The sequence below is a fragment of the Bradyrhizobium sp. UFLA05-153 genome, from assembly GCF_054185185.1.
The window spans coordinates 1-23,492 of record NZ_JBBIAM010000136.1 but is presented as its reverse complement, the minus strand read 5'-3'; the positions used below and the strand labels follow the sequence as shown (position 1 = coordinate 23,492).

Annotated in this window: 31 protein-coding genes; 18 read left to right on the top strand and 13 right to left on the bottom strand. The window is 58.9% G+C overall.

Features of this window, described 5'->3' with window-relative positions:
- Positions 1-310: 310 nt before the first annotated feature.
- The 8 genes from Q2941_RS43675 to Q2941_RS43640 form a co-directional block, all read right to left on the bottom strand.
- A complete protein-coding gene (locus Q2941_RS43675) occupies positions 311-511 on the bottom strand; it encodes a hypothetical protein (RefSeq protein WP_084802003.1) in 201 nt (66 codons plus the stop codon).
- Between the two features lie 829 nt (positions 512-1,340).
- Complete coding sequence (locus Q2941_RS43670; protein ID WP_198031979.1) at positions 1,341-1,487, bottom strand: hypothetical protein; 147 nt, start codon at positions 1,485-1,487, stop codon at positions 1,341-1,343.
- 598 nt (positions 1,488-2,085) lie between these two features.
- A complete protein-coding gene (locus Q2941_RS43665) occupies positions 2,086-2,346 on the bottom strand; it encodes a hypothetical protein (protein ID WP_458196398.1) in 261 nt (86 codons plus the stop codon).
- 257 nt (positions 2,347-2,603) lie between these two features.
- A complete protein-coding gene (locus tag Q2941_RS43660) occupies positions 2,604-2,999 on the bottom strand; it encodes a hypothetical protein (protein WP_027528075.1) in 396 nt (131 codons plus the stop codon).
- 894 nt (positions 3,000-3,893) lie between these two features.
- A complete protein-coding gene (locus Q2941_RS43655; RefSeq protein WP_027528076.1) occupies positions 3,894-4,178 on the bottom strand; it encodes a ribbon-helix-helix domain-containing protein in 285 nt (94 codons plus the stop codon).
- 967 nt (positions 4,179-5,145) lie between these two features.
- The gene (locus Q2941_RS43650; RefSeq protein WP_458196397.1) at positions 5,146-5,322 is read right to left on the bottom strand and encodes a hypothetical protein; all 177 of its coding nucleotides are present in this window, start codon (positions 5,320-5,322) and stop codon (positions 5,146-5,148) included.
- Positions 5,323-5,677: 355 nt separating this feature from the next.
- Positions 5,678-6,406 (bottom strand): SOS response-associated peptidase, encoded by a 729-nt coding sequence (locus Q2941_RS43645; RefSeq protein ID WP_458196396.1) that lies wholly within the window; start codon positions 6,404-6,406, stop codon positions 5,678-5,680.
- Positions 6,407-6,475: 69 nt separating this feature from the next.
- Positions 6,476-6,772: a hypothetical protein gene (locus Q2941_RS43640; RefSeq protein WP_458196395.1), complete on the bottom strand. Its 297-nt coding sequence runs from the start codon at positions 6,770-6,772 to the stop codon at positions 6,476-6,478.
- Positions 6,773-6,994: 222 nt separating this feature from the next.
- Here Q2941_RS43640 and Q2941_RS43635 point away from each other — a divergent pair, with 222 nt between their 5' ends.
- The 4 genes from Q2941_RS43635 (at position 6,995) to Q2941_RS43620 (ending at position 9,176) form a co-directional block, all read left to right on the top strand.
- Positions 6,995-7,393, top strand: coding sequence for a hypothetical protein (locus Q2941_RS43635; protein ID WP_458196394.1), 399 nt, complete (start codon positions 6,995-6,997; stop codon positions 7,391-7,393).
- Positions 7,394-7,825: 432 nt separating this feature from the next.
- Complete coding sequence (locus Q2941_RS43630; RefSeq protein ID WP_458196393.1) at positions 7,826-8,098, top strand: hypothetical protein; 273 nt, start codon at positions 7,826-7,828, stop codon at positions 8,096-8,098.
- Positions 8,085-8,624 (top strand): hypothetical protein, encoded by a 540-nt coding sequence (locus Q2941_RS43625; RefSeq protein ID WP_458196392.1) that lies wholly within the window; start codon positions 8,085-8,087, stop codon positions 8,622-8,624. Before Q2941_RS43630 ends, Q2941_RS43625 begins: the two co-directional genes overlap by 14 nt.
- 183 nt (positions 8,625-8,807) lie before the next feature.
- Positions 8,808-9,176 carry a site-specific integrase gene (locus Q2941_RS43620; protein ID WP_458196391.1) on the top strand — a complete coding sequence of 123 codons (369 nt, stop codon included), beginning with the start codon at positions 8,808-8,810 and terminating at the stop codon, positions 9,174-9,176.
- A gap of 393 nt (positions 9,177-9,569) precedes the next feature.
- Here Q2941_RS43620 and Q2941_RS43615 read toward each other — a convergent pair whose 3' ends face one another.
- Together Q2941_RS43615 and Q2941_RS43610 are read right to left on the bottom strand one after the other, a co-directional pair.
- Positions 9,570-10,775 carry a tyrosine-type recombinase/integrase gene (locus Q2941_RS43615; protein WP_458196390.1) on the bottom strand — a complete coding sequence of 402 codons (1,206 nt, stop codon included), beginning with the start codon at positions 10,773-10,775 and terminating at the stop codon, positions 9,570-9,572.
- 6 nt (positions 10,776-10,781) lie between these two features.
- Positions 10,782-11,249: a hypothetical protein gene (locus Q2941_RS43610; protein ID WP_458196389.1), complete on the bottom strand. Its 468-nt coding sequence runs from the start codon at positions 11,247-11,249 to the stop codon at positions 10,782-10,784.
- A gap of 190 nt (positions 11,250-11,439) precedes the next feature.
- On the opposite strand from Q2941_RS43610, the gene Q2941_RS43605 reads away from it, so the two are divergent.
- From Q2941_RS43605 to Q2941_RS43585, 5 genes are read left to right on the top strand one after another with little or no spacing between them, the layout of a single operon-like run.
- The gene (locus tag Q2941_RS43605) at positions 11,440-11,631 is read left to right on the top strand and encodes a helix-turn-helix domain-containing protein (RefSeq protein WP_458196388.1); all 192 of its coding nucleotides are present in this window, start codon (positions 11,440-11,442) and stop codon (positions 11,629-11,631) included.
- The gene (locus Q2941_RS43600; protein ID WP_458196387.1) at positions 11,628-11,882 is read left to right on the top strand and encodes a DUF6074 family protein; all 255 of its coding nucleotides are present in this window, start codon (positions 11,628-11,630) and stop codon (positions 11,880-11,882) included. The genes Q2941_RS43605 and Q2941_RS43600 overlap by 4 nt, the downstream gene beginning before the upstream one ends.
- Positions 11,879-12,757, top strand: a complete 879-nt coding sequence (locus Q2941_RS43595; RefSeq protein WP_458196386.1) for a hypothetical protein — start codon at positions 11,879-11,881, stop codon at positions 12,755-12,757. Before Q2941_RS43600 ends, Q2941_RS43595 begins: the two co-directional genes overlap by 4 nt.
- On the top strand, positions 12,754-12,975 hold the full coding sequence (locus Q2941_RS43590) for a hypothetical protein (protein WP_458196385.1): 222 nt from the start codon (positions 12,754-12,756) through the stop codon (positions 12,973-12,975). Before Q2941_RS43595 ends, Q2941_RS43590 begins: the two co-directional genes overlap by 4 nt.
- Entirely contained in the window at positions 12,972-13,310 is a 339-nt protein-coding gene (locus tag Q2941_RS43585; protein WP_458196384.1) for an HNH endonuclease signature motif containing protein, read from the top strand. The genes Q2941_RS43590 and Q2941_RS43585 overlap by 4 nt, the downstream gene beginning before the upstream one ends.
- Before the next feature lie 446 nt (positions 13,311-13,756).
- Here Q2941_RS43585 and Q2941_RS43580 read toward each other — a convergent pair whose 3' ends face one another.
- Entirely contained in the window at positions 13,757-14,128 is a 372-nt protein-coding gene (locus tag Q2941_RS43580) for a hypothetical protein (protein ID WP_458196383.1), read from the bottom strand.
- 65 nt (positions 14,129-14,193) lie between these two features.
- Between Q2941_RS43580 and Q2941_RS43575 the strand changes: the two genes are divergently transcribed.
- The 9 genes from Q2941_RS43575 (at position 14,194) to Q2941_RS43535 (ending at position 20,253) form a co-directional block, all read left to right on the top strand.
- Positions 14,194-14,520 (top strand): hypothetical protein, encoded by a 327-nt coding sequence (locus tag Q2941_RS43575; protein ID WP_458196382.1) that lies wholly within the window; start codon positions 14,194-14,196, stop codon positions 14,518-14,520.
- 48 nt (positions 14,521-14,568) lie between these two features.
- Positions 14,569-15,171: a hypothetical protein gene (locus Q2941_RS43570; RefSeq protein WP_458196381.1), complete on the top strand. Its 603-nt coding sequence runs from the start codon at positions 14,569-14,571 to the stop codon at positions 15,169-15,171.
- A complete protein-coding gene (locus tag Q2941_RS43565; RefSeq protein ID WP_458196380.1) occupies positions 15,168-15,977 on the top strand; it encodes an HK97 family phage prohead protease in 810 nt (269 codons plus the stop codon). Before Q2941_RS43570 ends, Q2941_RS43565 begins: the two co-directional genes overlap by 4 nt.
- A 102-nt stretch (positions 15,978-16,079) precedes the next feature.
- Positions 16,080-16,280, top strand: a complete 201-nt coding sequence (locus Q2941_RS43560; RefSeq protein ID WP_458196379.1) for a hypothetical protein — start codon at positions 16,080-16,082, stop codon at positions 16,278-16,280.
- The gene (locus Q2941_RS43555) at positions 16,280-16,480 is read left to right on the top strand and encodes a cold-shock protein (protein ID WP_458196378.1); all 201 of its coding nucleotides are present in this window, start codon (positions 16,280-16,282) and stop codon (positions 16,478-16,480) included. Before Q2941_RS43560 ends, Q2941_RS43555 begins: the two co-directional genes overlap by 1 nt.
- A 566-nt stretch (positions 16,481-17,046) precedes the next feature.
- Positions 17,047-18,747: a terminase large subunit gene (locus Q2941_RS43550; RefSeq protein WP_458196377.1), complete on the top strand. Its 1,701-nt coding sequence runs from the start codon at positions 17,047-17,049 to the stop codon at positions 18,745-18,747.
- The gene (locus Q2941_RS43545) at positions 18,719-19,135 is read left to right on the top strand and encodes a hypothetical protein (RefSeq protein WP_458196376.1); all 417 of its coding nucleotides are present in this window, start codon (positions 18,719-18,721) and stop codon (positions 19,133-19,135) included. Before Q2941_RS43550 ends, Q2941_RS43545 begins: the two co-directional genes overlap by 29 nt.
- 5 nt (positions 19,136-19,140) lie before the next feature.
- A complete protein-coding gene (locus tag Q2941_RS43540) occupies positions 19,141-19,365 on the top strand; it encodes a hypothetical protein (protein ID WP_458196375.1) in 225 nt (74 codons plus the stop codon).
- A gap of 300 nt (positions 19,366-19,665) precedes the next feature.
- Positions 19,666-20,253 carry a DUF2335 domain-containing protein gene (locus Q2941_RS43535; protein ID WP_458196374.1) on the top strand — a complete coding sequence of 196 codons (588 nt, stop codon included), beginning with the start codon at positions 19,666-19,668 and terminating at the stop codon, positions 20,251-20,253.
- A gap of 927 nt (positions 20,254-21,180) precedes the next feature.
- On the opposite strand, the gene Q2941_RS43530 is transcribed toward Q2941_RS43535, so the two are convergent.
- Positions 21,181-21,390 carry a hypothetical protein gene (locus Q2941_RS43530; protein WP_458196373.1) on the bottom strand — a complete coding sequence of 70 codons (210 nt, stop codon included), beginning with the start codon at positions 21,388-21,390 and terminating at the stop codon, positions 21,181-21,183.
- Positions 21,387-21,983: an ATP-dependent DNA ligase gene (locus Q2941_RS43525; protein WP_458196372.1), complete on the bottom strand. Its 597-nt coding sequence runs from the start codon at positions 21,981-21,983 to the stop codon at positions 21,387-21,389. The genes Q2941_RS43530 and Q2941_RS43525 overlap by 4 nt, the downstream gene beginning before the upstream one ends.
- Between the last annotated feature and the right edge of the window lie 1,509 nt (positions 21,984-23,492).

Below are 23,492 nucleotides of genomic sequence, written 5' to 3'. Positions count from 1 at the left end.
GCTGTGGCTGTCGGCGGTGACGCTGTGAACCTGATCAATGGTGGTCTAACAAACTTGGGTTTCCAATCGCACTAACAGACTTCGGTTTGCAATAAAGCCCCCCGCCATCGGGAATGCCCGCCCGGGCTGCTCCCGGGGGGTTGAGTGCGGTCAGGTACCTGGACCGGTTACCGACAGCGGCGCGAGAGCGGACAATCGGGCGACCGCCGAGACGCAACCCTGAAACAGAGCACTCAACGACAAGATCAGCGGAGAGCGCGCCGGGCGAGCGCGGCGACGAGGTTTCTTCACGCTCAGACGGCCGCGCTAGTCAGCGGGCGCGCCAGGTTTCGACGCCATCATTTGGATGACGCTCCTGTTTGCGCAACTCATCGATTAGACGTTCGAGGTAGGGCGGCAGGGGCGAAGTTTCGCGAGATAAGTCCTGTTGCAACCTGTCACCCACCTCGTCACAAATCGACCGGGCAGTCTTAGGGTCGATGCGGTCCGATATTCGGCTGATCGGTTCCATAATGCGACTTCTTTGATCGGCCCCATGATTAACTTAAGTTACAGAGCGAGAAAATGTTTCGCGTCAGCCCATCGTCCTACTACCGGAACGAAGGCTGATCTTGCGCATGGGCGAAAGTAGCCGGGGTGATCTTACGGCGACAACTTAACGTGGGCCTACAGGGCGCGGGGCTGCGGTCTCGCGCCCCTCTCTCTTGATCCGGGCTGACGCGGAAAAGGGGCCCGGACCTGGCTTTCCGCGGTCACGCACCCAAGCGCAGCCGCGCGCGGAGCTACTGGAATCCAGCGTGGCTGTTTGCGGCCCCGGCATCGGCATTACCTTGGCGGGTGCAAATCGCCTAGAAGCCAGCGGCCAAGGGCCTTTGAGTGCATGGTATCTTCGTGCGCCGCAAGGATCGAAAGCACGTGATTGCAGACAGCGCATTGAAACGTATCCAAGTCGACGCCTGGGCGTTCTGACTCGATGCTGACGAGCATCATCCGAGCTTTGCACCTCGGACAAGCGGGGCGCTCAAATGCGACTGGTGGGACGGCTGACGACGGACGTTGAGGCGTAGCGCTCATAACGCGCCCCCGGGTTCTTGGCAAACCGCGGCATGACGCCTCAACTCACAACGTGCCCTAAAGGTCCTAGATAAGGGCAAGCGCACCGGCGGTTGCAAGCGGTGGGCTTCGGCGCTCCTGGGCCATCGGTTCACGCTGGCGGGCCTCGTCAGGCGGACGTTAGCCTACCATGAGAACTTTTGTCGTCGTCGATTCCTCCCAGGGTATCGGCGGCGGCGAGGTCCGGTTGGATTTGCCTCCAATGCCGGGCCTCGCTTCCGGAACGGTCATCTGAAAACCCTATGCGCCTTGGCTTTCTTGCGTCGCGCTTCAGCATCTGGTGGTGGCTTGCCGCGGTTCAAGGCGCGCATGATGCCGATGCAAGCGAGCATCGCCGGGCCGCCTTGCTCGGCCACCAGAATCAGCGCCTCCATTGCGGAGCCGGCGGGCCTCTCTCAAATAGAAGCAGTGGCCGTGCTATTGCCATTTTTTCCCGGTCTTTAAGTCATTCCGCTCGGACCCAGCGCGCAAGAACGGCTCCGGCGTTGCCAGCCCCATGCCGGGGCCGTTCTTTGGAGCGGCTCCTGTCATTTCGCCGTAGCCCGGTTCAAGGCCCGCATGATGCCGATCCGGGCGAACATCGTCGGTCCACCTTTCTCTGCCACCAGGATCAGCGCTTCCATCACGGTTTGCCACTCCGGGCATCGTGCACAGCCTTGGGTTGCTTGGCGATGTACTCGCCGGCATCGCGCAAGGTGACGAGATCGCGCCCGCCAACCTTTATCGGTTCGTCGAAAGGCCGCCCCAGCCTCGATCGGTCATTCTATCTGCTTCACAATCCTGGTGCGTCCAAGGGTCACGCTAGACCCAATTACCACGTTTTCCCAAGGCGCCCTGCTAGTTTGATCTGGTCGGATGGCAGGCTTACGGACTGTCATTCGATGTTTTGGCAATACTTAAGTCCTCGTGCCCCGCCTTCGGACGCATTTCGTTGGTGGAGTTCTTCCCATGAACTCGGAGGCGGGTCTTTTTTCATTCCGATTGATGTCCCGCGGCATCATCCTTCAGGAGCCGCACATAGGTCCCGCTCTCGTGCAGCTCGAGCCAACCGAGCTCGACCGACATCTTGATGCCGGCGCCGAATTCCTCGCCGCCGGCCTTCAACGCGTAGAGGAACAGCGCGTTGATCTTCTCGTTTTGCGTGCTCGGCAGATCAAAGGTACGATTGACATGCTCGATGCCGTCAGAAGAAGTGCGGGCGCTATGAATGAGATACGCAAATGTGTTCCCCACATTCGACGTCGGCGGCGCAGATGCGACAGCAATAGGTAGGCTCGGTATCCTTCCAATGAGCGATCAACGGCGCGCGCCAATGGGTTGATCGGAAGGCGTGTTCCAACTCGGCTTGCGCCTTGGTGACGATGGCCCGCTTGCGCAAAAGGCGCGCGATCGGGCCGCGTTGCGGCGGCCTCTGCATAGTCGAACCTCTATGTGTGCGGTGTGATGCTTTGGCGCTTAGCGCCTTCCACCAATCAAGTGGGATTGTCCTCTTAGCTCGTGTGACGCTTCGAGCCAAATCCCTTAGTGTCGAGATCGGTCAAAAGGGGGACGAGCTGCTCATACGTTTTTGCAACGGCAGAAGTCCACCGCCTCACGTCACCCTCCGGCGGGCGAATAGCACGCTCTGGCTCCATGAAGAAGTATCGATCCTGTTCGCAAACGAGCGCGCCGACCTCGACGAGCTTGTCGAGCTTCGGTCCGATCGTTGTGCGCGGCAGGTCGAGGAACGCCGCCACGCTGCTTTTGTTCATCGGGCGTTGTTCGGCGTGGCCGATGATCACGGCGGCCATTATGAGCAACATGGTGCCGATGTCCGAGTCGGCGATGACTTCGCTGCCGTCGATTTGGATGATCTTGCGCGCCAACTGCGCCAGCGTGACGAACATGCGACACGCAGCGAGCCGTTCTTTGGCAATTGCCATGGGGCGCTGCGGTATCGGCTTTCTTCTTGTCATTGGGACGAGCACGCCGCGCAATTTTGGAGAAAATTAGTCGAGATCGAACGACGTAAGTGAATGGTTGGAGTTGCCGAGGAACTGAGCGCCCGCACCCAAAGGGTTTGAACCGCAAAGCTGCTCTCGCGACAGAGCTTATGCTAGGGGGCGGATGGTCGAGTGAGCAGTGCCATGCGTATCAAGACACTCGCGTCATATTTCCTTACCTGTATCGTGACCCTCGCTGCATTGATAGGAGCGCAGCAGGCATTTTCCCTTCAGGCAGATGTTAGCGCGAAAGTTTCCATATTTGTTGATCAGGTCGCCAATCGGGCGGTCAAGGGTGACAGGCTACCCACTGTGCGAGCATTGCCTAACGACGCACGTTGCAAGCCGCCGATTGACGTCGTGGGACGTTGTTTCGCCGACGCGAAATTGAACGAGAGGGTAGCCTGACCCGAGCAGCATTCCGACCTATTCCCAGCGAGCTCCGGGCTAACGGCGATCGGTGCCATGGCTCAATGCGACAGCTCGTATTTCCGGATCTCTTGCACCCGCGTCAGGCAATAGTCTCGATACAGATTTTCAATAAATGCCCACACGACCGAAATCCCCATTGGACAATAAACAGTAGGCTAGGCTCGGCTTGTTTCCGGAATGCTTCGCCGGTTCTGGAAAATGGTTGCTGCTTGGTGTTGGCGTCTGGGATACCAGTGAGCCGGAGAGGCTTAGCATGGGGCAATGCAGCACTGGCAAGAGGCTCGACGCCTGATCTGCGGGAGATCATTAGGAAGCTGCGCCGGAAGCTGAATTGAGGTCGGGACGGACGCGGGCTGCGGTCTCGCTTCAGAGCTCACGCCCCATCGCGCGATGGCTGGGCTGTGCCGGCACTTTCTGCTCAAGCTGGGTCGCCGCGGCCCGGTGCTTAAAGTGGTCGAGGACGAACAAACGTAACGCGGACGACAAATTGCCGTGCGGGCGGTTGCGGTCGATCTCATCGGCCAGCGCCGAGAGCGTCATATTGCGCAGAACGGAGATCTCCTTCATGCCGTTCCAGAAGTCCTCTTCCAGGCTGACGCTGGTCTTGTGACCTCCGACGACGATGGACCGTTTCACGACCGGGGATCTCATGGCTATTCCTTGCGCTCGATGGCCAGCCGGACAAGGTCCGATCCTGCAAACGAGAACGGCCCCGGCGCGCGAGGCTGGCTGGAGGCACACCGGAGCCGTCCCGCGCACCGCCGCGCGCAAAGCCACTGTACCGGGAAAAAGTGGCACAGTGAGATGCTCTCTGGGAGTACCCCCTGACGGGAGCTTCAAGGTTGCCCGTATGGCAAAGAGCTATCACCGAATTTCGAGGTGATTTCAGTCCGCCTTTGGCTGGCGGCTTTGACACGCTGGAAAAAGGAAACCTTGCACGTTGCGATGATGAAAGGCGAGGTGCTGACCTCGCGACGCGCCGCTTACAGGATCTAATTGCATCAGGAGGCGCAAAGTTGGAGCGCGTGGCATGCGCCTGCAAGCCCGGCCTAGAGGAAACAAAGCTTTGTAACTACGGACGCCAGTGTGGAGTGCTGACCGTTGGCGGGCGCAACGTCAGCTAGATATTAATCAGCGAAGGACTGGCGCACCCTTACGTCTGCGGCACAACGAGCTGTCCACCGCGCAGATCGTGGTGTGGTTAGATATTGCAAATGTGATCGGGAAATAGTGGCAATTGGTTGAACCTTCGCCTAGTACAATCAGACTAATTGGTACCGGGATTTTTGCATCATCCCCACCCGGGGCTGGAACGCCGCCGTCCGCGATACATTTAAGCGGGCGGCGTTTTTGCTTCTATCCGTAAATGAGGAGCGGCCCCGGCGCTTGGGGCTGGCAGAAACGCCAGGGCCGTCCACATGCACGGCCGCCGCCGTTCGCACCGAAATCACTATGTCGGGAAAGATAGGCAGGAACGAGATGTCTTAATCTGCTTCTGCGGATTTAAGCAACACCGCATGCAGGCGAGCGAGAGCTGACACGTTTTGTTCTTTTACAACCGACAAAGCACATTCAGGTTGTGTCCGCTGAGAACCAAAGAAGATCGAACGGGGGCTTGTTATCGGTTGGCTGGTTCTGTCTTCAAAAGCCGCACATAGGTTCGACTCTCGTACAGCTCGAGCCAGCCACGCTCGACTGCTACCTTGATGCCCGCACCGAACTCCGGGCCGGTGGCTTTAAGCGAGTAGAAGAATGGGGCGTTGATCTTCTCGATGTGGATGCGACCGTCCTGCACTGGTTCGATCCTTGCAGCGAGCTCGACCAGCTTGCGCGCTGCGGCTTCTGGGTTGGCGAAGGGACGTTCGGCGGTGAGCTTTCATGCAGCGGATGCACGGCGTTGTTTCGGACATTGAGCTTCCGCCCGGGCAAGGTCCTGCCACGCCAGAGCAACACGCAACCATTTCAAACGGTCGACCGGGCAGGTAGCGGCTACGGCGCAGCGCATCGCCTCTTCGGCCTCGGTTCGCGGATCAGCGTCTTGGCTCATCCTGCCCCTATAGCCGGTATAGTTTAACGGCTGAAGAACGCAGACGGCCGGGAAACTACGGCCGGTCTCCTATCTGAGCGCTCATCGGGCGCTGGGTAGTCAGCTAAGCAGCCGGGAAGGGATCTTCCTTCTCGCCGGTGGCGACGATCTTGAGCGCGCCGTCGGGGAGGGACCGCTGCAGCGCTTTGGCTTCGTCCCACGAGGCGCGCATCCACACGTCGCGTTCCTCCGCGGTCGTCAGGATGACCGGCATTGCCTTCGGGTGGACGCGTTTCACCTCGGCGTTGGGATCGCTTGTAAGGAACCCGAACACGTCGGCGGTTACTTCACCTTCCTTGACCTTGCGCACGCTGGTCCAGTTCGTCCAGATGCCAGCGAAGGCGAGCAGGGGGCGGGTCTCGTCCTGTGCGAACCACACCGGGACCTTCTTGCCGTCGATCGTGTCGTACTCGGAAAACGACGTAAGCGGCACCAGGCAGCGGTTGTCAGGTGCAAGCCATCGCTTCCAATGTGCGCTGTTGAAGTTGCGGATATTGGTCGTGCCGCTGTCCGGCTCCATGCACAGCAACTCCTTGAAATCGACAGTCTGGCCCTTCGCTTCTAGCTTCTGCGCGCGCTTCTTCGTGGCGTCCATCAGCGCCCGTTGCGATGACGGCATGCCCCACCTTGCGATGACGATCTCTCGCCCGTCGGGTGCATTGCGAACGATCGGCGCAGGGTAGTCAGGAAAGATGCCCGGCATCGAGGGCAGGTTGCCGACGCGACTGTTGAGAGCGTTGAACAGCCGCCGGATCGCGTCGACGTTCTTAGTCATCGAGTAGAGATTGCACATGATCACGTCTCCGGCGTGGCGTGGCCGCTGCGCGAGCTGGAATAGGGGGCGGCGGGGCGATGACCGGCCTTAGCACATTTGCTGCATCGGAGCCTGCCGGCTAGGTCGTGGACGAAGGTCGTTGAGGCATGTGGCAGCGCGGCCAGATCGACGTCGCGCAGCGTCCTTCAGACGCGAGCACGAAATCGCGAACCATGGGTAGACTGGGTTTTTGATGGAAACCCCACCCGCGTAGAGGAATGGCGCGTTGATCTTCTCGATGTGAATGCGGCCGTCCTGGACGGGCTCGATGCCGGCGGCGATCTCGACCATCTTGCGCGCTGCGGCTTCAGGGTTGGCGAAGAGACGATCGGCGGTGAGCTTCATGCAGCCGCCAGGCGGTGGAAAGAGCGAATATGAGAATCTAGTGTGGGATTGGTGATTACCTCGCCGCAGAAGCAGCGTGCAATCCCTTCTGGCCGCTGTGTGGAAGTGGCAGAACCAGGTCGTGCATTCGATCGTTCCAGGCCGTCCTGTCGCGCTGCCGGCGCCAAGCCTCGTAATCGGCCTCTGTGCGCGCGCTGCGCGAAGTGATGGACCGGAATCCCGTTGCAGGTGACCGTGAGCCAGCTGGGCGGATCTATGGCCAGCGCGGCAACGACTGGCAAATATTCGATTGCGGTAACTGAAAAACAGGAAGAGACTTTCACGGTCGGACCCAACAAGCTCCCACGGCTATCACCGAAGGAGGAGGGAATGACCGCTCACAAAAATTACGGATGGAAGCTGCCCACTGCCGCCCAACGTGAGGCGCAAAGGGTCTTCAAGGAAACTGATGCCAAAGTAGCGATGTCCGAGTATGAACGCATCCAAGCGGCGTTTCATGCAAACCGCGAGCGGTTAAAGGCTGAACGACTTGCTCGCGAGGCCGAAGCGGCGGCCCGGAAGCACAAAAACCTGATCACGGCCCACTCTCCGAATGTGCACGGCGGTCCGCGGCACCGCTGATACGAGCATTCAAAATTATCAATCGGAAAGGGCAGGCGCTTGCGACGTGCAAGCCGGCGGAGTGGTTCACTTTTCGCCCTCAACTCGATCTCGACCGGCCGGCGGATGGCCGCAGCGTCACCAGCTTGCGCCCATCTACCTTGATCGGATCTTCGAAAGGTCGCCCCCACCCCTCGGTCGTGTCGTGTTTCGATACCCCATCGCCGACTGTGCTGGCGCGTTCCAATTGAAGTCCAGTCGGATCTTGGCACCGCGTCGCCCGCAGGCCTTGCACACAAATCGCGGCTCGAGGTCCGATAGCCTCAGATCATCCGGCCACTGACCAGCGGTCAGAGCAACGTTATGGCGGCAGCGGCAGTCCGCGCAATAGACCAGAATGCCTTGGACGCCCATAGCGCGCATGTCGCCGTTTGAGCGGCAAGAGCGGCAGGATTGTTTGGCGGCCTCAGCCAGGATGACGAGCCCGAAGCACCGGGGGGAGACCATCTGATGGGCCGTGCGCCCTCTAGCTTCCGCGAGAACGACGTGAAACGGGCGCTGCGTGCCATCGAAGCTGCCGGCCAGAAAGCCGAATCCCTCAAGATCGAAGGCGACTGTCTCAAGATCAAGTTCCAGATCCAGAATGTCAATGGTGCCGACGAGGGCACCAGCGAAAACGGAATGAACGAGACCGACGAGTGGGATGAGAAATATGGCCAGCATTGAGCTTTGGCGCGTCAACAGCTTCCGTGATCGCCACGGCGAAATGCGACTTTATTTTCGGCCGCCCGGACGTAAACCGGTTCCGTTGCCGGGGTTGCCCGGCTCTGACGAGTTTATGGAGGCTTATCAGACTGCTCTACGGGAATGCAAAGCGGCGCCTCCCACGATTGGCGAAAGCCGCACTCAGGCCGGAACGCTCAACGCCGCCATCGTTGCGTACTACGCGAGTCCGGATTTCAAGACGGGGCTCGCCGCTGTCACGCAGAGCAACCGCCGCGCCATTCTGGAGCCGTGGCGCACCGAGGACGGTGAGAAGCGATTCTCAGGGATCCGGTCGCATCATCTCTCCAATATGCTCGCGCCAAAGAAGCCGAACGTGCAGAAAAACTGGCTTAAGGCGATCCGGGGGCTGATGAAGTTCGGGAAGAAAATGAACTTGCGCTCCGACGATCCAACGCAGGACGTCGAGGTCGTCAGGGCAGGAAAGAGCATGGGCCACATGACGTGGCTCGAGCCTCAGGTGACTTAGTATCGCGAGCATCACCCGATTGGCACGACGGCGCGGCTGGCGCTTGAGCTTCTGCTCAACGTTGCGGGGCGGCGGCAGGACGCGCATGTGCTTGGCCGCCAGCATATCAATCGCGATGGCAAGCTGTCATAGCGTCCGCAAAAGACTCGGCGCAGCACCGGCAAGACGCTGACGATCTCCATCATGCCGGAGCTACAGGCGGCGCTCGACGCGATGCCGAAGAGCGCCGCGATGCCATTCCTGCTCACCGCGTACGGTCGGCCGTTCGCGTCCGCGGCGGCGTTCGGCAACAAGTTCGCTGATTGGTGCAAGGAGGCCGGATTGCAGCCGGTCGTATGCGACGACGGCAGGGTCCGAAATTACCGCGCGCACGGTCTGCGCAAGGCGGCGCTGCGCGCGCTGGCGCATGCCGGATGTACCGGCTCCGAAATGATGAACGTGAGCGGTCACAGCTCGCTTCAACAGTTGCAGGAATACCTCGACGAGGTGGAGCAGGAACGACAGGCCGACGCGGCTCTCACCAAGTTAAGGGATACGAAGGCCAAAACCTGAACAGCGAGTTACAAACCGTGCTGACCCTGATTTACAACCCGGAGCCTAAGCGGTTGAAATCGCAAGAGCTGCGTTCAAGGTTGGCGATCCCGGCAGGACTCGAACCTGCAACCCGCGGAGTAGAAACCTTTCGGCACTTAAACAAAATCAAATAGTTGCGGCCGCCATGTACTATTGGCGTCTCAACGCTGCGCGGTTTAGGGGACGAGCTTTATTTGGCTACGTCGCTGCCGAACGCTAGCTTCGTGTATCTCTCGCCGGACCATTTCGAGAGCTCGCTCTTTGGTGCAACCCCTCGCCATGAGCTGGCCCACGTATATCTCAATAGCCCGCTGAAGTTCGGCATCGCGATCTCGGTCATCCGTCATTTTTGCTTACTCCTATCCATGATGCTCAGCCGAGCAGTTTCGCTTGAACGCTTTCTGCTGCGCGCTGGTCTGCTTCCGCGTCGGCGAACAGGTGGCCATAGACGTCAAACGTCACCTTGATCGAGCTGTGGCCCATCAGCCGCTGGATCTGCTTCGGATTGTAGCCGCTCTCGATCCATAGGGAGGCGCAGGCATGGCGCAGCGAGTGCATGCCGTACTTTCCAGCCAACACCGACTTGGTCGCGCCAGCGGCGTCCAGAACGGGCTTGCCGGCCGCGTCCAGTACCTGCCGGATCTCCGTAAGTTCCGCCGCCAGCAGGACGGGCTCCAAGCCGCGCTCAACGAGATTGGAGTGGCTTTCGACCTTCCCGAGCCCGTTAGGGAAGGCGAGGTCCAGAACCTTGAGCGGCTCGCCCGCAACGTCCTTCTTGCCGGCGTCGCGCTTGGGGCAAACGAGCTTCCATTCCCGGAGGGCGTTGAGCACCATGGGCGGGCAGGGGATCGACCTATAGGCAGCCTTAGACTTCAGCTTACCTAGGCGGTGCGAGGCGTCCGCCCGTTGGGCCACGTTGATCTGCTTGGCCTCAAAGTCGATATCGATCCATCTGAGGCCGCGGAGCTCGCTGGCCCGCAGCCCGCAGAAGATCGCCACCAGGATCACGGGGCGCCATCTTCCCTTTGCGTGTGTGATGATCGCTTGAAGCTCCGACTTGGTCGGGATGACGGGCCTTGGATCTTCGCGATCGGGAAGGTCCAGTTCTAGACCAGCGGTTGGCGCTGCATTGGATAGGCCGCGGCGCCGAGCCTCTTTGAATATCCCGCCGAGCGAACGGATGACCCGCTTGATCATCTCGGCCGATCGACCGGCTTCGCGGAGCTGGTCAGCGAAGCTGTTTACCGCGGGAACGGTAAGCTCGCTTAACTTCCTCGCGCCAATGAATGGCACGATATGAAGGTCGACATGCTCCTCGTATCCCTTCACCGTCATCGGCTCGAGGCCCTTTTCGTTGCAGCGCTTGATCCATAGCGCCGCAGCTTCCTTGACGGTGGGTGAGATGCTGCCGGGCGTATGGGTGCCGCGGGCGATGTCATGCTGCACCTCGACAAGCCAAGCCTCACCATCGCTCTTGCGCGCAAACTGCTTAGTGCGGCGAACGCCGGCTCCATCCGTATAGGACGCGCGCCAACGAACCAAGCCGGAAGGAAGCACCCGTTTGCGGACGGTAGCCATGATGAATCACTCCGCGTTCTCAGTGGATTTGCGAAATTCCGCTAGAGCTAGGCTAATTCGATCAAGATCCCTGACGATCGACCTTTTTAGGACGCCGCGGTAGCCATCGTCTTCATCTGGAATGTACAGGCCATAATGCCGCGGGGCTGAACCCCGACGTCGCGGGAAGTAGGACACCAATACGAAGTTGGAGTTCAGATCGATCTCAATCCGAAGAATACAACTCGCCAATTCAGGCTGGGCCAGAGCCGTTGTCAAAATATCTAAAAAAAAGGCTTTCCCGGTAATGGGACAAACAAATTTGGAGTCGTGCTCAAGGACGTTGGCGGCACAGACCCTTTTGGTGCGTGGGACATCCGCCAGCGAGTCGACGCCAGCGTAGGCGATCAGAAGAACGGCCAGCGCCTGGGCAGAAAGTCTGACGCCGCTTCCAGGTCCCCGTCCGGATTTCGATTCGAGGATTCCAAGCTGCACCAGGGATCGCTGCCTCTCATATAGAGCGCCCTGCGAAGCGCCAACGAGGCCGGATAGGACGGGAAGGAAGGCATTAAGGCTTGTCATAGCGACACTGTACACAGAGCAATGTCGTAGGTCTACAACATTTCTTGCGTCCCGGTTCCGAATATTGTAGGTCTACGATATTCAACGCGATGGAGGCCAGGGCATGACAGGAAGTGATCGGGAGGCGGACTGCCTTGTGTACACAGTGCCAGAAGCGGGGGCGAAACTCGGCTTGAACAAGAATGCGGCCTATGCGGCGGCTGCGAGGGGCGATCTGCCAACTATTCGGATTGGCAAGCTGCTAAAGGTGCCGAAGGCGGCTTTTCACGCGATGATCGATGCGGTGCAGAAATGAGCGCCGTTGTCCTTCCGTTTCCGCTGTCGCGCCGGTTGGACTTCATCCAGCGCCAAGCTGAATACGCTTTGGTGCTGAAGCCAGAAAAGGGCGAGGCGCATATTCAGCGCCAGATTCAGTGCCAGGCCGACGCCCTGCGACGTCGCGGGATATCTGAGGAGGTCATCCAGCGCGAGTTGGCCAGCATGCAAGCCGCAATAAGAACGGCGATGTGGCACCTTCTGTTCGACTCGCCGAGCGAGACCGCATGAAGAGCCGTCGGCGTCGCACAGTGATTGGCGGCCAGTTCTTCTGGCGCCTGGTGGAGATGCTGGAATCGCCCGTGATGCGGGTGCTCAACCAGTCTGAGCACCGGGTTCTGATGCGGCTCGAGATCGAGATGGCGCATCACGGCGGCACCCGCAATGGGGCATTGGTCGTCACTCACAAGCAGTTCATAGACTATGGTGTCGACCGTGAGGCCGTGTCGCCGTCTATCCGCTGCCTCGAAGCCCTAAGGATTCTGGAAATCACCAAGCAGGGACGCGGCGGCAACCGGGAATACAGGGAAGCCAGTCAGTACCGCCTCACCTATCAGCCCACCGACAAAGCAAACGCCACAAACGAATGGCGTTCGATTACGACGATCGGGGAGGCTCGTCGCTTGGCCGTTGGGGCTCGTCGGGCAAAGGACGTCGACGCGGTTGCGAGGTCTGTCAGGGCCGCGAAGAGGCACAAAGAAGCGCCGGAAAATCAGGAAACCGCGTCGGACTCTCCGCAGGTTTCAGGGCGGAATCTCCGCCCCGAAACTGAAATTCGCCAGGTCGGAATCTCCGACGTAGTAGCCCGCGTCGGAATCTCCGACGTACTTTCTATATCTCGGGATGGTACGAGACAGTCGCCTCGCGAAGCGCGCCCCCTTGGGAGCGCTGTAGCGAGCGAGGCGACGGGCCACGGCGAACCAATTCGCCTGGACATCCTGCACAACCGTCTAGCCCAGAAACTCGGTTGGGACGTCGTCGGCAGCATGTCCGACCTAGAACTCGATGCAGCAGCGGCGCTCGAGCAGGCAGGCGCACTCGACGGCACGGCCGCTGTGCAGATCAAGCTCCGAAAGAAATTGGCAGGCGCTGGAGGTGGATCATGAGACCATCGCGCAATCGTTATCAGCCGCAACAGATCGGCGGCGTCGTCAGCCTCACCCGAGTTCGCGACCGAACTGGCGAGGACGAGGATCGCTATTCGGTGTCTTGGCACACGCGCAACGGCGATTTGCGTTGGTTGTCACCGACCTTGCCCGAAGAGACTGCGGATGCAGCGGCTCGTCTGCTGGCTGACTTCACCGGAGGAGTCTTGCGCAAATGAGCAGATTAGGCCTGATCGGCAGCCGGGTGCCGCTAGTATCGCAACGCCTGCCGAAGGCGCCGAAGATTGCGGACGAGGAGTTGCTCACGCCAGAGCACCGGGCTTGGCGTAAGGCTGTCCTCGATCGCGCCGGCTGGCAATGCGAGTGGATCGACGACGGGTCTAGATGCAGCAAGTCGGCATCGAACGGCGACGTGATGTACGCGGATCATCGCGTCGAACGCGCCGACGGCGGCGCAAACTACGACATCGACAACGGCCGGTGCCTGTGCGCTGTGCATCATGGGCGGAAGACCCGTGACGAACGCAACAAGCGACTAGCGAGAAGGTACTGACGCCATGAGCTACATCTGTTGCGACTGCGGCATCGACACAACGCCATGTACTGGCAAGCGCGGTTGCCGTCACATCGGGAAGTGGGAGCACTACATGGTGCACAACGACCTTTGGTCGGCGGTGGGCATGCGTGATGGCTTCCTATGCATCGGCTGTCTTGAGACGAGGCTTGGCCGGAAGCTGAACGAAACGGACTTCACCAGCGCTCCAATCAACGATCCTGATCATCCGTGGACAACGACCCGGCTTCGCTCTCGGCTGCTGAGGAGACATTCAGAGCGCGCTCGCGTAGCTCGCAGGATGGGCCCGGACGGCTGGCCAGAAAACTAAAATGCATCAAGGGGATAGCCGGTTTAAAAGGTGCGTCCTAGCCGCTTCTTTTACCGCCTTCGGTCACATCCAGCGATTCTACGGTTTTGGTGCGTTTGATTTCGTTTTCAAACATTCAAACGGAAGAAATGAGGAATATTTTTCTATGACTCGGAGCACATTTCGCGGTCGTGGAGGAGCTCGACCAGGCGCCGGCCGAAAGCGAAAGCCGGCTGATGCGCATGCGCATGCGGCGAGGGTTCGCCAAGTTGATGAACCCTTGCCTGGGGACGCTCAGCAAGACCAAATAGCGGCCATTCAGATTCCCGAAGGCCTGAATCGTCAGCAACGCGACGAGTTTATCTTGCGGAAGCTGGATGAGCGGCAATTCGGCATCGCCATGGGATACATCAAAGCATCCCCAACTGAGGTTGCTGCTCTCCGCGACCTGCGAGACCGAATTTCCGGAAAACCGGCCCAAGCAAAGGTCAAAGACGACGACCAGCATGACATGTTCGACGATGGCGGTTGGGGCGATCTTCTCGACCCGCCTAAGCCTGCTGCGAGGGCCAATTGAACGAGGATCTACGGGCCGCAATCGAGCGTGCCGTTCGCGCCGCAGCACTCAAACTTTACTACGGCCAGGCCACCGTTGCTCAGGTTATCGCGACGGTGGCCAGCGAGATCAATCTCCCATCTGACAACTCGCCCCGGGAGAATGCGAAAGCCGCACAGAAGTCGCGGCGCGATGAAGTGATGGCCGAGTATCGGCGCCTTGAGGAGAAACTCGGCCGCCGATGGGCTGTGGCGCCGACAGCAACAAAGTTCATCACCGATCCGGAGGATGTAGTCGAGCTCGAAAATCTAAAACGAGATATTCGGCGGTGGCGCGACAAATGAAACGGACAGTGTCCGTTTGCTCGCCGAAAAACGGGTTAGAGCTTAATCATGGCAACGAAGAACACCGACATTCACGAACTCACCCGCGCAGAAATCGCGCGGCAGCAGGCCGTCTTGGTCGATCGTCGACGCGACATCGTGAACGAACGAGCGCGGCTTTACGCAGATATGCGCAAAAGTGTCGCTCAACCGCCGATCCGTGAAGACGAGCTGGCCGCACGTTCACACGCTAAGCGGCTGCTAAATGGAAATGCGCCCAGCGAGCTAGATCCGCCCGTCTCGAGTTTTTCGATTGATCAGCAGCTCTACATTGAGCAGCGCGGCATCGACATCGCGCTAGGGATTCTCAGCGACAAGGACCTTGCGGCGAGAGCAGTCGCGGCGGTCGAGTGGGCCGAAACCAACCGCGATAACTGGCGTGAACTTTGTCGCGAGATTGTCCTGACCGCGAATAAGTTGGAGGCGCTCCGCCAAAAGGCGACCGATCTAATTGAATCGTGTCCCGATATCGCCGCCGTCAGTGCAGCGAGCCTGCCAGGATCTGGTCTAATCGAACGCCTGTCACTTCCCGAGACGCGCGAGCTGAACGAGGCGGCGTTTTCGGCTGGAATTTTGACGGCCTCTGACATCAAAAGGGCGAAAGCGCGATGACTGATCTTAATATTCTCCGCGAGACGGCACTTGCGGCGCGCCTGAAGGGAATGGCTGGTGGCATTCGCGTTCTATGGACCGCGAAGCATATTTCGCAGCTGAGACACGGCATCTGGGAAATACCAGAGCGCGAGCTGATCGACGCCATCGAAACGAAACGATCGGAACCTGCGGTGGTGATCCGGATGCCGTCGGCTGCGCCTGTGCTTCGCGCCATGGATAGCAGCGCACTGTCCTGGCAATTCAGGATCAGTGACGAGACCCCCGACTTGATGAACGATGTCATCAAAGTAAACGGTTGGCGACTCTCCAATTTCGCGAAGAATGGACCCGTCCTGTTTTGCCACGACAGCGGATCTATGCCAGTCGGGCAATCGTCAATGCCTTGGGTGAGCAGCGGTCCATCATTGATGGCAACCGTGAATTTTCCGCACCCAGGTGTTTCGCCGGTCTCTGATCAGGTTCGGAGCATGGTCGCTGCCGGCGTGCTGCGCGGCGCTAGCGTGGGCTTCGTCCCGGGTCGTTTCCAACTATCCAAAGATCCGCAGCGGCCGATGGGAATCGACTTCATCGACGGTCACATTTTGAATGAATTTTCCCTGTGCCCGGTTCCAGCAAATCCGAATTGTCTTGTTGTCGGCTCGACGGGGACGAAATCTGCTGAAGACCAGCTCGGCGAGACAAAAATCGCGACACGTCTCCGCAAGGCTCGCGAACTTGCCGCGCAGGTAACGAACTCTACGACCACGACTCGCGAGCAGCGCATTGCCGAAGCTGGGCGACTGCGCCGACAAGCAAGAGTTTGATCCTGATTGCGTTCCGCTCATCGCGCATTTGCCGCCATCGCGGCGGTCTCAGCGGATCGGGATCAACCCGATCCGCATCCCTTTTCCTAGGAAATCTCGCTCATGCAAATCCTGAACCGCATCGTTGACGCTCCCCCGGCGCTTCGCCGTTTCTTAGACGCTAGAGCCATGGGTGCTCCACGCGAAGAGTTGAAGCGACTCAGCGATCTCGCGTTGGCTGAGCAAGCGCAGCGCGCTGGCAAGCCGTTTCTGAAGCTTGTCGCCAGCGACGGTGAGTTGACGGACTCTCCGGAGGCCTGCTGATGCACGAGGGGACGATCAGATATCTGAAGGCAGATGCCGGCTATGGCTTCATCCGGCCGTCGGATGGCTCGTCGGATGTGTTCTTCAATTTCAAGCAGGTGCTTAGCCCTAGCACTCCGAGATTAGAGCAGCGCGTCAGTTACGACATTGGCACGTCGAAAGACGGCCGACACCGTGCCGAGCGCGTGAGACTGCTATGATAGATGCGGCCGTTCTGTATTTCGGCGCCAGACTTCGGTGGGAGCGGGGCAGAGTTAACCTGCGATCCATACGGCAGCAGCCCAGAAGACGCGTGCGAGAAAGTAAATCCAAACGCCCGTCATCGTTAGCAGTGCGCTCAACAGCAAGAATCCGAACACACGATCCTCACGCGGGTTCTCTTGATGCGAGTTCTTTTGGACCTCATGAACGGATACCTCCATCGTGTCATCGACATCTAATTCCCCAACCCTGGGGGAATTAAACCTAGATAGCCGCAGGGTGTCGGAATGGCGGGACATATTTATGGATGAGTGCCAACATCACGAAGGGCGACGGCGTGTACGTCTCTGACGGTGGCTACACGGTGCCGACCTCAGCATTTCCACGAAGCTAAAAAGGGCCGCAGGGTCCTGCCATTCCTGCGGCCCTTATCGCCATTCCACCCCCCGGTTAACGACCATGATTCCAGAGTTGGACCTGCATGTTGAGTCTCTAAAAACCGTTGCAGAACGAAACTTCGTAACTGTTGCGGCGACGCGACGCTAACGTCAGGAAGGCAGACTAAGTGGTGAATTGGAATTTGGCAGTGCCAGACTGGCAAGATCGCATCCGAAACGGGCGATCGTTGCTACCTTATTTGCCGGAATTGGATGAAGCGCTCGCGGCTAGGGCAGTCAAGATCTTCGATCGCCTTCGCTTGCCTGACGTGCAGGGAATGCCGCTGCTACGCGACGCGGTTGGCGATTGGTTTCGCGATATCCTGCGCGCGCTGCACGGATCAACCTGTCTAACGACGCGGGAGCGAATGATTCGAGAGATATTCCTCCTAGTTCCTAAAAAGAATTCGAAGACCACGAACGGTTCGGCGTTGATGTTGACCTCCTTGTTGCTCAACGATAGGCCGAATGCCGAATTCCTGCTGGTGGCGCCGTCGCATCCCATCGCGGAAATCGCATTCAAGCAGGTGGAGGGTATGATCGCTGCGGACGCGAAGCTATCGCGCCGGGACCACATGCGCGTGCAGCCGCATCTGAAGCGGGTAACTTGGCTCCCAACGGGCGCAACTCTTCAAGTCAAATCGTTCGATCCGAACATTCTGACAGGCGTGAAGCCGGCGGGCGCGCTTGTCGACGAGCTGCACGTCGTATCAACAGATACGAATGCCGATCGCGTTATCGGCCAATTGCGCGGAGGCATGCTCTCGCAGCCCGAGAGCTTCCTCGTCTTCATAACGACCCAAAGTGAGCGGCCTCCGGCCGGTGTGTTCAAGGCCGAGCTCGACAAGGCTCGCGCTATTCGCGACGGAAAGCGCGAAGGCGCGATGCTGCCTGTCTTGTACGAATTTTGCGACGACGTCGCTGCAACTCGTGAAAAATGGGAAGACCCGGCAAATTGGCCGATGGTGCTGCCAAACCTTGGGCGCAACCTGACAATTGATCGGCTCAAGAGCGAATTCCAAACAGCGAAAGACACTAGCGAGGAAGAATTCCGTAGATGGGCGTCACAGCATTTGAACGTGGAAGTTGGCCTGGCTTTGCGTTCAGATCGATGGGTGGGCGCCGATCATTGGGAGGCGTGCGGCGACAAGTCCTTAACGCTAGATGCACTCCTGGAGCGCTGCGAGGTAATCGTTTGCGGTTGCGATGGAGGCGGAATGGAGGATTTGCTCGGCTTCGCGGCAATTGGCAGAGAAAAAGGAACTCGCCGATGGCTTCACTACGCGCGTGCATGGGCACACAACATTGTGCTCGATCGGAGGAAGCAGATTGCGCCGATCCTGCGCGATCTTGAAGCATCTGGCGATATGACAATTGTCAACCACATCGGCGATGATGTGGAAGAATTGGCTTCCATAGTTGAGCAGATCGACAGATCTGGTCTGTTGCCGAAAGAAAATGCAATTGGCGTGGACCCGGTAGGTATCGGACAGGTGCTTGACGCGCTTGCTTGCCGTGGCATCGATAATTCAGACAAGCGTCGCATCGTTGGCGTATCGCAAGGCTGGCAACTTGGCGGCGCGATCAAGACTCTCGAGCGGCATCTCGCGGACGGCTCATTCCTCCATGGCGCTCAAGCGTTGATGGCGTTCTGTGTCGGGAACGCAAAGGTCGAACCTCGCGCCAATGGCATTTTGATCACGAAGGCTGCGAGCGGAGTGGGCAAGATCGATCCTCTTATGGCGACCTTTTGCGCCACCTCGCTCATGTCGATGAATCCGGAGGCGAACGTGTCCATTTATGAAAATCGCGGCTTCTTGGTGGTGTAATATGAAGACGTTTTGGCTAACGGCATCGCTCGGCGAACTGAATCTCCACACTCTGGTCAAATCCGACTTGGTCGACGAGATCGTCGCGCACTGGCAGGGCGTGGCCGACAAGGTCGACCCGTCAAACCAGATAGGCGCTACGCGTGATTTCATCATCGACAACGTTCTCGCGAACCGCCATCACACTAACGAGGATATCGGTGAACTTGTCAGCGAAGCGTTCATTTGGCTCATAGCCAAGGGCAAGCTAGGTCCCGCAATTCTTCCGTTCATGCGCCGCGGCGAAATGTCGGTCGCCGTCGAGATCAGCAAGGTCGACGGTCCTGGGTCGTTCTACAATTTTCGCACCACCGTGGATGAGGATACCGCCGCGCAGATGAGGATTTAGCGCGAATGGATGAGCAGCATCCATCGGAGCTGAGCAGCACCGAAATCATCCGAGAACTTCGCATGAAGGCCTTCTTTTGGCGCCAAGAGGCAGAGCGCTTCGCCGGACGTCCTGAAGAGCAGATATGCCTTGAACATGCCCTGCACGCCGAGACGCTGGCTGCTGGATTTCTCCTCATTTCCGGGCAGCCTTTGGGGATAGGGCCGCAAACGGTCCTTTCCAAGCATTAACCATTTGGCGGTATCGTGCTGGCCGTTTCTCGATACCATCTAGGAAGGACAGCGAACTTTCAGTGCCAGCCAGGCGTTTCAAAGTGCCTTGACACCTATCGACCCGGTACGACATGAATGAAGCGATTTTGGAGGATCGTTCCGTGAGCGCAACTGCCAAAAAAGAGTCCAAGAGGAAGGGTGGCAAGACCTTTGCTGACGGTCTCGTAATGGGTTTGGCGGCTCCGGGACTCTTCCTTTCGGGGCGCTTGACCGCATATACGTCATCACGCACCTCCGAGCTGGGAAAGGTGTGGGGCGATGTCGGAGAGTTCATCAGAGAGTCTTCCGACGCGCACCGCGCAGGTCAGCGACCCGCCGGAAGCAAGAAGCGCTGACGGCGCGCTAAAGGATATCGACCAATTTCTAGAGCGACAGGGGGTTCCGTCTTCGAAGCGGAGCTACGTCATCGAACGGGTGACGACCGAAATGCGTGCCCATCGCGGCCCATTGCCGGCTGTCGAAGACTTCAAGGGATACAATGAAGTATGCCCAGGCGCGGCCAGGGAAATCCTCGATATGGCCGTTCGCCAGCAGGGACACGCTCACTGGATGGATCGCTATAGTGCCAGAAGTGAGTTCTGGCTGCCAATCGCAGGCATAGTTGCTACCGTTGTTGTCGTGGCTGGCACCCTCTGCATCGGCACTTACTTGGCCATGAACAATCACGAAAATCTTGCCATCGGCGTATTCAGTGGGACGGGCGTGGTTGCGATCGCCGGAGCATTCCTGCAGCGCAAGAAAACCGAAGAAGCGGAACAGCAGCCCGAGCCAGAGCCCGAACCGCCATCGCGCAAAATGACCCGTCGAGAAAGGCGCGAGCGCGCCTCCGAACTCAGGCGGCGATAGCCAAGCTTGAATGGGCCAGATCTTGATGCGGACAGCTTGTCCGCCATCCCCGCGATCCTGTCACGGTCACGGATACTCTGCGCTCGCCAATTTTTCCGAACTCCCGTTCCTCGGCCCGGGCCCTTTTGATAATACCCTTCAAGGTTGAAAACCGGGGATAACTCGGATTGTGGCCAATGGACAGGAGCCGGGAAAAAGTGGAAAGATCCCCGCGCCATCGGAAGAGGGCAAAGTGCAAGGGCCCCGATCTCGCCAGCCCCGGTCGGGGCCTTTTTGCTATTCGGATGCAGATTAGGACAGTGCTACGCACAGTAATTGTCCGGAATGCCAGTGGTCCGGAAATACCTCTAAGGTAGTTCCGCCGGGGCTGGCATTTCATCCCGAACAAGATTTCAACCGGCAAGGGGTCGCTGCAAGGCGACCCCTTTCGATTCTCACACTCTCGGAGGGAAGGCGCGATATGGAAGTGAGGCCCCAGCCAAGCCCCGGCTGGGGCCTTTTCGTTTGGCGCCGAGGGGAAAATCACATTCACACTGGGTCCTGGGCCAGTTTCAGGTCTGGAACCGTCGCTGCTAACCGGCGTTAGGATTTCGGCAGGCGTGGGGAGCGAGAGCTATGCTGCGGGATGGACGCACCTTCGAGCTGTTGCGGCGCTACCGAATCTGGACCTCCTTAAGGCTATTGGCGCAAGAGGTGCCACGCCTCCATCCGTGGCAGGCGGCGCCAATATGCAAGATATGCAATAGCGAGATGACGTGGTCTCGGTCATCCCTTGATGCGCCAGGCCGTGAGATCATCCACGTATTTGCCTGTTTGGAGTGCGGAGCGATTACCGAAACCGAGACGGCTGTACGCGTCGAGCAATAAAGCCGATCTGCTGGGCGTCGATCGACAACAGTATCTAGCTTGCCAACCTCGACAGCCTTCTTAAGACCTTTCCAGCTTGTCCTGCTCTGCCCGCGCGAGCGCCTTCGCCCGTTCCTCGGCGGTGGTGCTGTCGACCAGCTCGGGGCGCGTGCGGCGGCTAGGGAGGTCGTCCCAGTAGAAGTATTTTGATGGCCGTCCGTCTGGGAAGCGCACCTCAAAGCTCCCGCAATCCGGCACTGCCTCGTGACGAATGATGCGGATGCGGGTCACGCGAAAGCTTCCTTGACGCGCGCTATAGAGGGGTGGCTCCGGTTCTTTACCTTGAGCCAATCCTTAGACCGTCCTCCTCGGTAGGAACGGTCACTTCGCTTCGAAACCAAGCCCTCTAGTCCCATACGGCAGGCAGCGCGGAAGAGATCGGGACCAATGGCGCCGGTCTCGAACGGGTTGATGAAGATCCCGTCCGGCCTTCCACGGAGCAACCGTTCCAGGTTGGCTTTACGCATCGAAAGGGGCAACGCTCGGACATCTTCGCCGCCAACCGCGAGCACATCGAAAGCGCAGAGCTGCACCTCCGCGTTGTGCTTGCCAGAGTGCAAGGCGTCGAAGTCCGAAACCCCGTCAATGCCTAGAATGACAGCTTCGCCATCGATGACGAATTGGCTGTTACGGTTCTTGAGCGCGGCTTCCGTGATCCACGGGAAGCGTCGCGTCCAATCGTAGCCACCTTTGGTAATCAGCCGCACGCGGTCGCCATCGCGCTCAACACGAAGGCGATACCCATCGTACTTTACTTCATGAAACCACTCGGCACCGGCTGGCACGGCCTTGCCCAGTGTCGGCAGGCAAAACTCGAAACGCATGGGCCGAAGATAGGCATCCCGCTTCGGATTGCGAATCCTCAACGAAGAGGCCCCAGCTTAGGGGACAAGCTGGGGCCGTCGTCACACAGAGATCAGTACCCAACTGTCGGGATCAGGTACCGAACCGGCAACCTGCTTCAGGACCTTTCGTTCCTAAACCAGCGGACTCCACAAAGCACGCAGGATGCAACGAAAAGCCCGGCACATAGGCCGGGCTTGATCGAGAATAATGCAACGTGAGCCGCAATTGGCCCTATCTGGCCCAAAGCTCACGCTGCCGTCTGCCTGTTTTCCAACATTCACCATCGTGGAATCTGGCGCATTGGAGGTACCCAATTCGCGGCGGGGAATTAGGGTGCTGGTCCAAATTCGGACACTCAGAAACCGAGATTAGGCCACCTCAAGTTCTGCACACGGTCACTACGTGTTCAGCGTTTGTGACGCCCACTACCTCTAAGGGGGTAGATAGGTTCATGTATGTTCTTGGCTGTCCGCACTCGCGAGGGGATTGACCCCCTCCATTTGGAACCAAAGGTTCCAATGGAACTTGGTTGAGTCCACCGGACGCCTTACCGCCGATTCCGTCCGGTGCGGAATGGCGGCCCCAGCCCCAAGCCCCAAGCCTAGCTGGGGCCGTTTGGTGTGACACTCGCTGACGGCGCGCGGGGACTGTCCTAACTGGGACACTCGCAATTTGAAATTCGCACACTGCGGTTTGTTAACCCGGATAATGCTGGATTGAGGCTGGGCAATCGGCTTCGCCATTGCCCGGTACCCTCGGGCCCCAGGTCTTTTTTGAGAGCTGGGGCCTTTTCTTTTGTCGGAGGGCACGCCCCCTTTTCAGCCACCGCCAGCCGAGTTCGTCCAGCCTCGGGGGTGGCCCTCTTTCTGCGGTCTAGCTTCCTTCGTTTCTGATGTCAGGAAGAGCCTGATCTATGGTGCTTTGTGCGCGAATGACGGCTCGGTCTCTCGAATCTTCTTCCCCCATGCGCAGCATAGGAGGCTCGCCTACAAGAACGCGCCACCGCCAAGCGTTCGAACTCGTACTTTCGTTTATGAAGTACTCGACGCCACGATAAATCATCTCAGCCAATGGGCCATTGCGCGAAGGTTTCGCCGCTCTTTCGGCAAGTCCGTCCTCGCTGCTTGCGAAAGCGCTGAGTACGGCCGTAAATCGCCTGGCGGGACCGCCCCAGGCGCTTGGCGATTTCGTCAGCTTGAACCCCGTCGTTGAGAAGGGAGCAGAGCATAGCTTCATCGTCCGGCGACCAAGGCCGTGCGGTTGCGCGATCGTTGGACATCGATGAATCAGGCCGGAAGTGCAATCCGCAAACAGTAGCTGCGGGATCGTAAATGAACTTCTAAATATTCGGCATGTCCTCCCGGTCTCGACCATCATCGGCATCGGGCGCTACGTCGTCCTCGACTTCAGTGGGCGGCGGCGATCAAGGTGAGAACTCAGCGACAATCAGGGTGAGACTGCGCCGATGGGGCCGGACCGAAGGGAGG

Bases quoted from the DNA above. Each gene is read 5' to 3' on its own strand.
- Q2941_RS43640 (WP_458196395.1), bottom strand. From the start codon at position 6,772: ATGAAGCTCACCGCCGATCGTCTCTTCGCCAACCCTGAAGCCGCAGCG.
- Q2941_RS43620 (WP_458196391.1), top strand. From the start codon at position 8,808: ATGCCGGAGCTACAGGCGGCGCTCGACGCGATGCCGAAGAGCGCCGCG.
- Q2941_RS43555 (WP_458196378.1), top strand. From the start codon at position 16,280: ATGCACGAGGGGACGATCAGATATCTGAAGGCAGATGCCGGCTATGGC.
- Q2941_RS43625 (WP_458196392.1), top strand. From the start codon at position 8,085: ATGGCCAGCATTGAGCTTTGGCGCGTCAACAGCTTCCGTGATCGCCAC.
- Q2941_RS43580 (WP_458196383.1), bottom strand. From the start codon at position 14,128: ATGCTGGTCGTCGTCTTTGACCTTTGCTTGGGCCGGTTTTCCGGAAAT.
- Q2941_RS43645 (WP_458196396.1), bottom strand. From the start codon at position 6,406: ATGTGCAATCTCTACTCGATGACTAAGAACGTCGACGCGATCCGGCGG.
- Q2941_RS43535 (WP_458196374.1), top strand. From the start codon at position 19,666: ATGTCGGAGAGTTCATCAGAGAGTCTTCCGACGCGCACCGCGCAGGTC.
- Q2941_RS43655 (WP_027528076.1), bottom strand. From the start codon at position 4,178: ATGAGATCCCCGGTCGTGAAACGGTCCATCGTCGTCGGAGGTCACAAG.
- Q2941_RS43570 (WP_458196381.1), top strand. From the start codon at position 14,569: ATGGCAACGAAGAACACCGACATTCACGAACTCACCCGCGCAGAAATC.
- Q2941_RS43560 (WP_458196379.1), top strand. From the start codon at position 16,080: ATGCAAATCCTGAACCGCATCGTTGACGCTCCCCCGGCGCTTCGCCGT.
- Q2941_RS43670 (WP_198031979.1), bottom strand. From the start codon at position 1,487: ATGGAGGCGCTGATTCTGGTGGCCGAGCAAGGCGGCCCGGCGATGCTC.
- Q2941_RS43585 (WP_458196384.1), top strand. From the start codon at position 12,972: ATGAGCAGATTAGGCCTGATCGGCAGCCGGGTGCCGCTAGTATCGCAA.
- Q2941_RS43595 (WP_458196386.1), top strand. From the start codon at position 11,879: ATGAAGAGCCGTCGGCGTCGCACAGTGATTGGCGGCCAGTTCTTCTGG.
- Q2941_RS43605 (WP_458196388.1), top strand. From the start codon at position 11,440: ATGACAGGAAGTGATCGGGAGGCGGACTGCCTTGTGTACACAGTGCCA.
- Q2941_RS43540 (WP_458196375.1), top strand. From the start codon at position 19,141: ATGGATGAGCAGCATCCATCGGAGCTGAGCAGCACCGAAATCATCCGA.
- Q2941_RS43525 (WP_458196372.1), bottom strand. From the start codon at position 21,983: ATGCGTTTCGAGTTTTGCCTGCCGACACTGGGCAAGGCCGTGCCAGCC.
- Q2941_RS43615 (WP_458196390.1), bottom strand. From the start codon at position 10,775: ATGGCTACCGTCCGCAAACGGGTGCTTCCTTCCGGCTTGGTTCGTTGG.
- Q2941_RS43600 (WP_458196387.1), top strand. From the start codon at position 11,628: ATGAGCGCCGTTGTCCTTCCGTTTCCGCTGTCGCGCCGGTTGGACTTC.
- Q2941_RS43565 (WP_458196380.1), top strand. From the start codon at position 15,168: ATGACTGATCTTAATATTCTCCGCGAGACGGCACTTGCGGCGCGCCTG.
- Q2941_RS43660 (WP_027528075.1), bottom strand. From the start codon at position 2,999: ATGTTCGTCACGCTGGCGCAGTTGGCGCGCAAGATCATCCAAATCGAC.
- Q2941_RS43675 (WP_084802003.1), bottom strand. From the start codon at position 511: ATGGAACCGATCAGCCGAATATCGGACCGCATCGACCCTAAGACTGCC.
- Q2941_RS43545 (WP_458196376.1), top strand. From the start codon at position 18,719: ATGAAAATCGCGGCTTCTTGGTGGTGTAATATGAAGACGTTTTGGCTA.
- Q2941_RS43590 (WP_458196385.1), top strand. From the start codon at position 12,754: ATGAGACCATCGCGCAATCGTTATCAGCCGCAACAGATCGGCGGCGTC.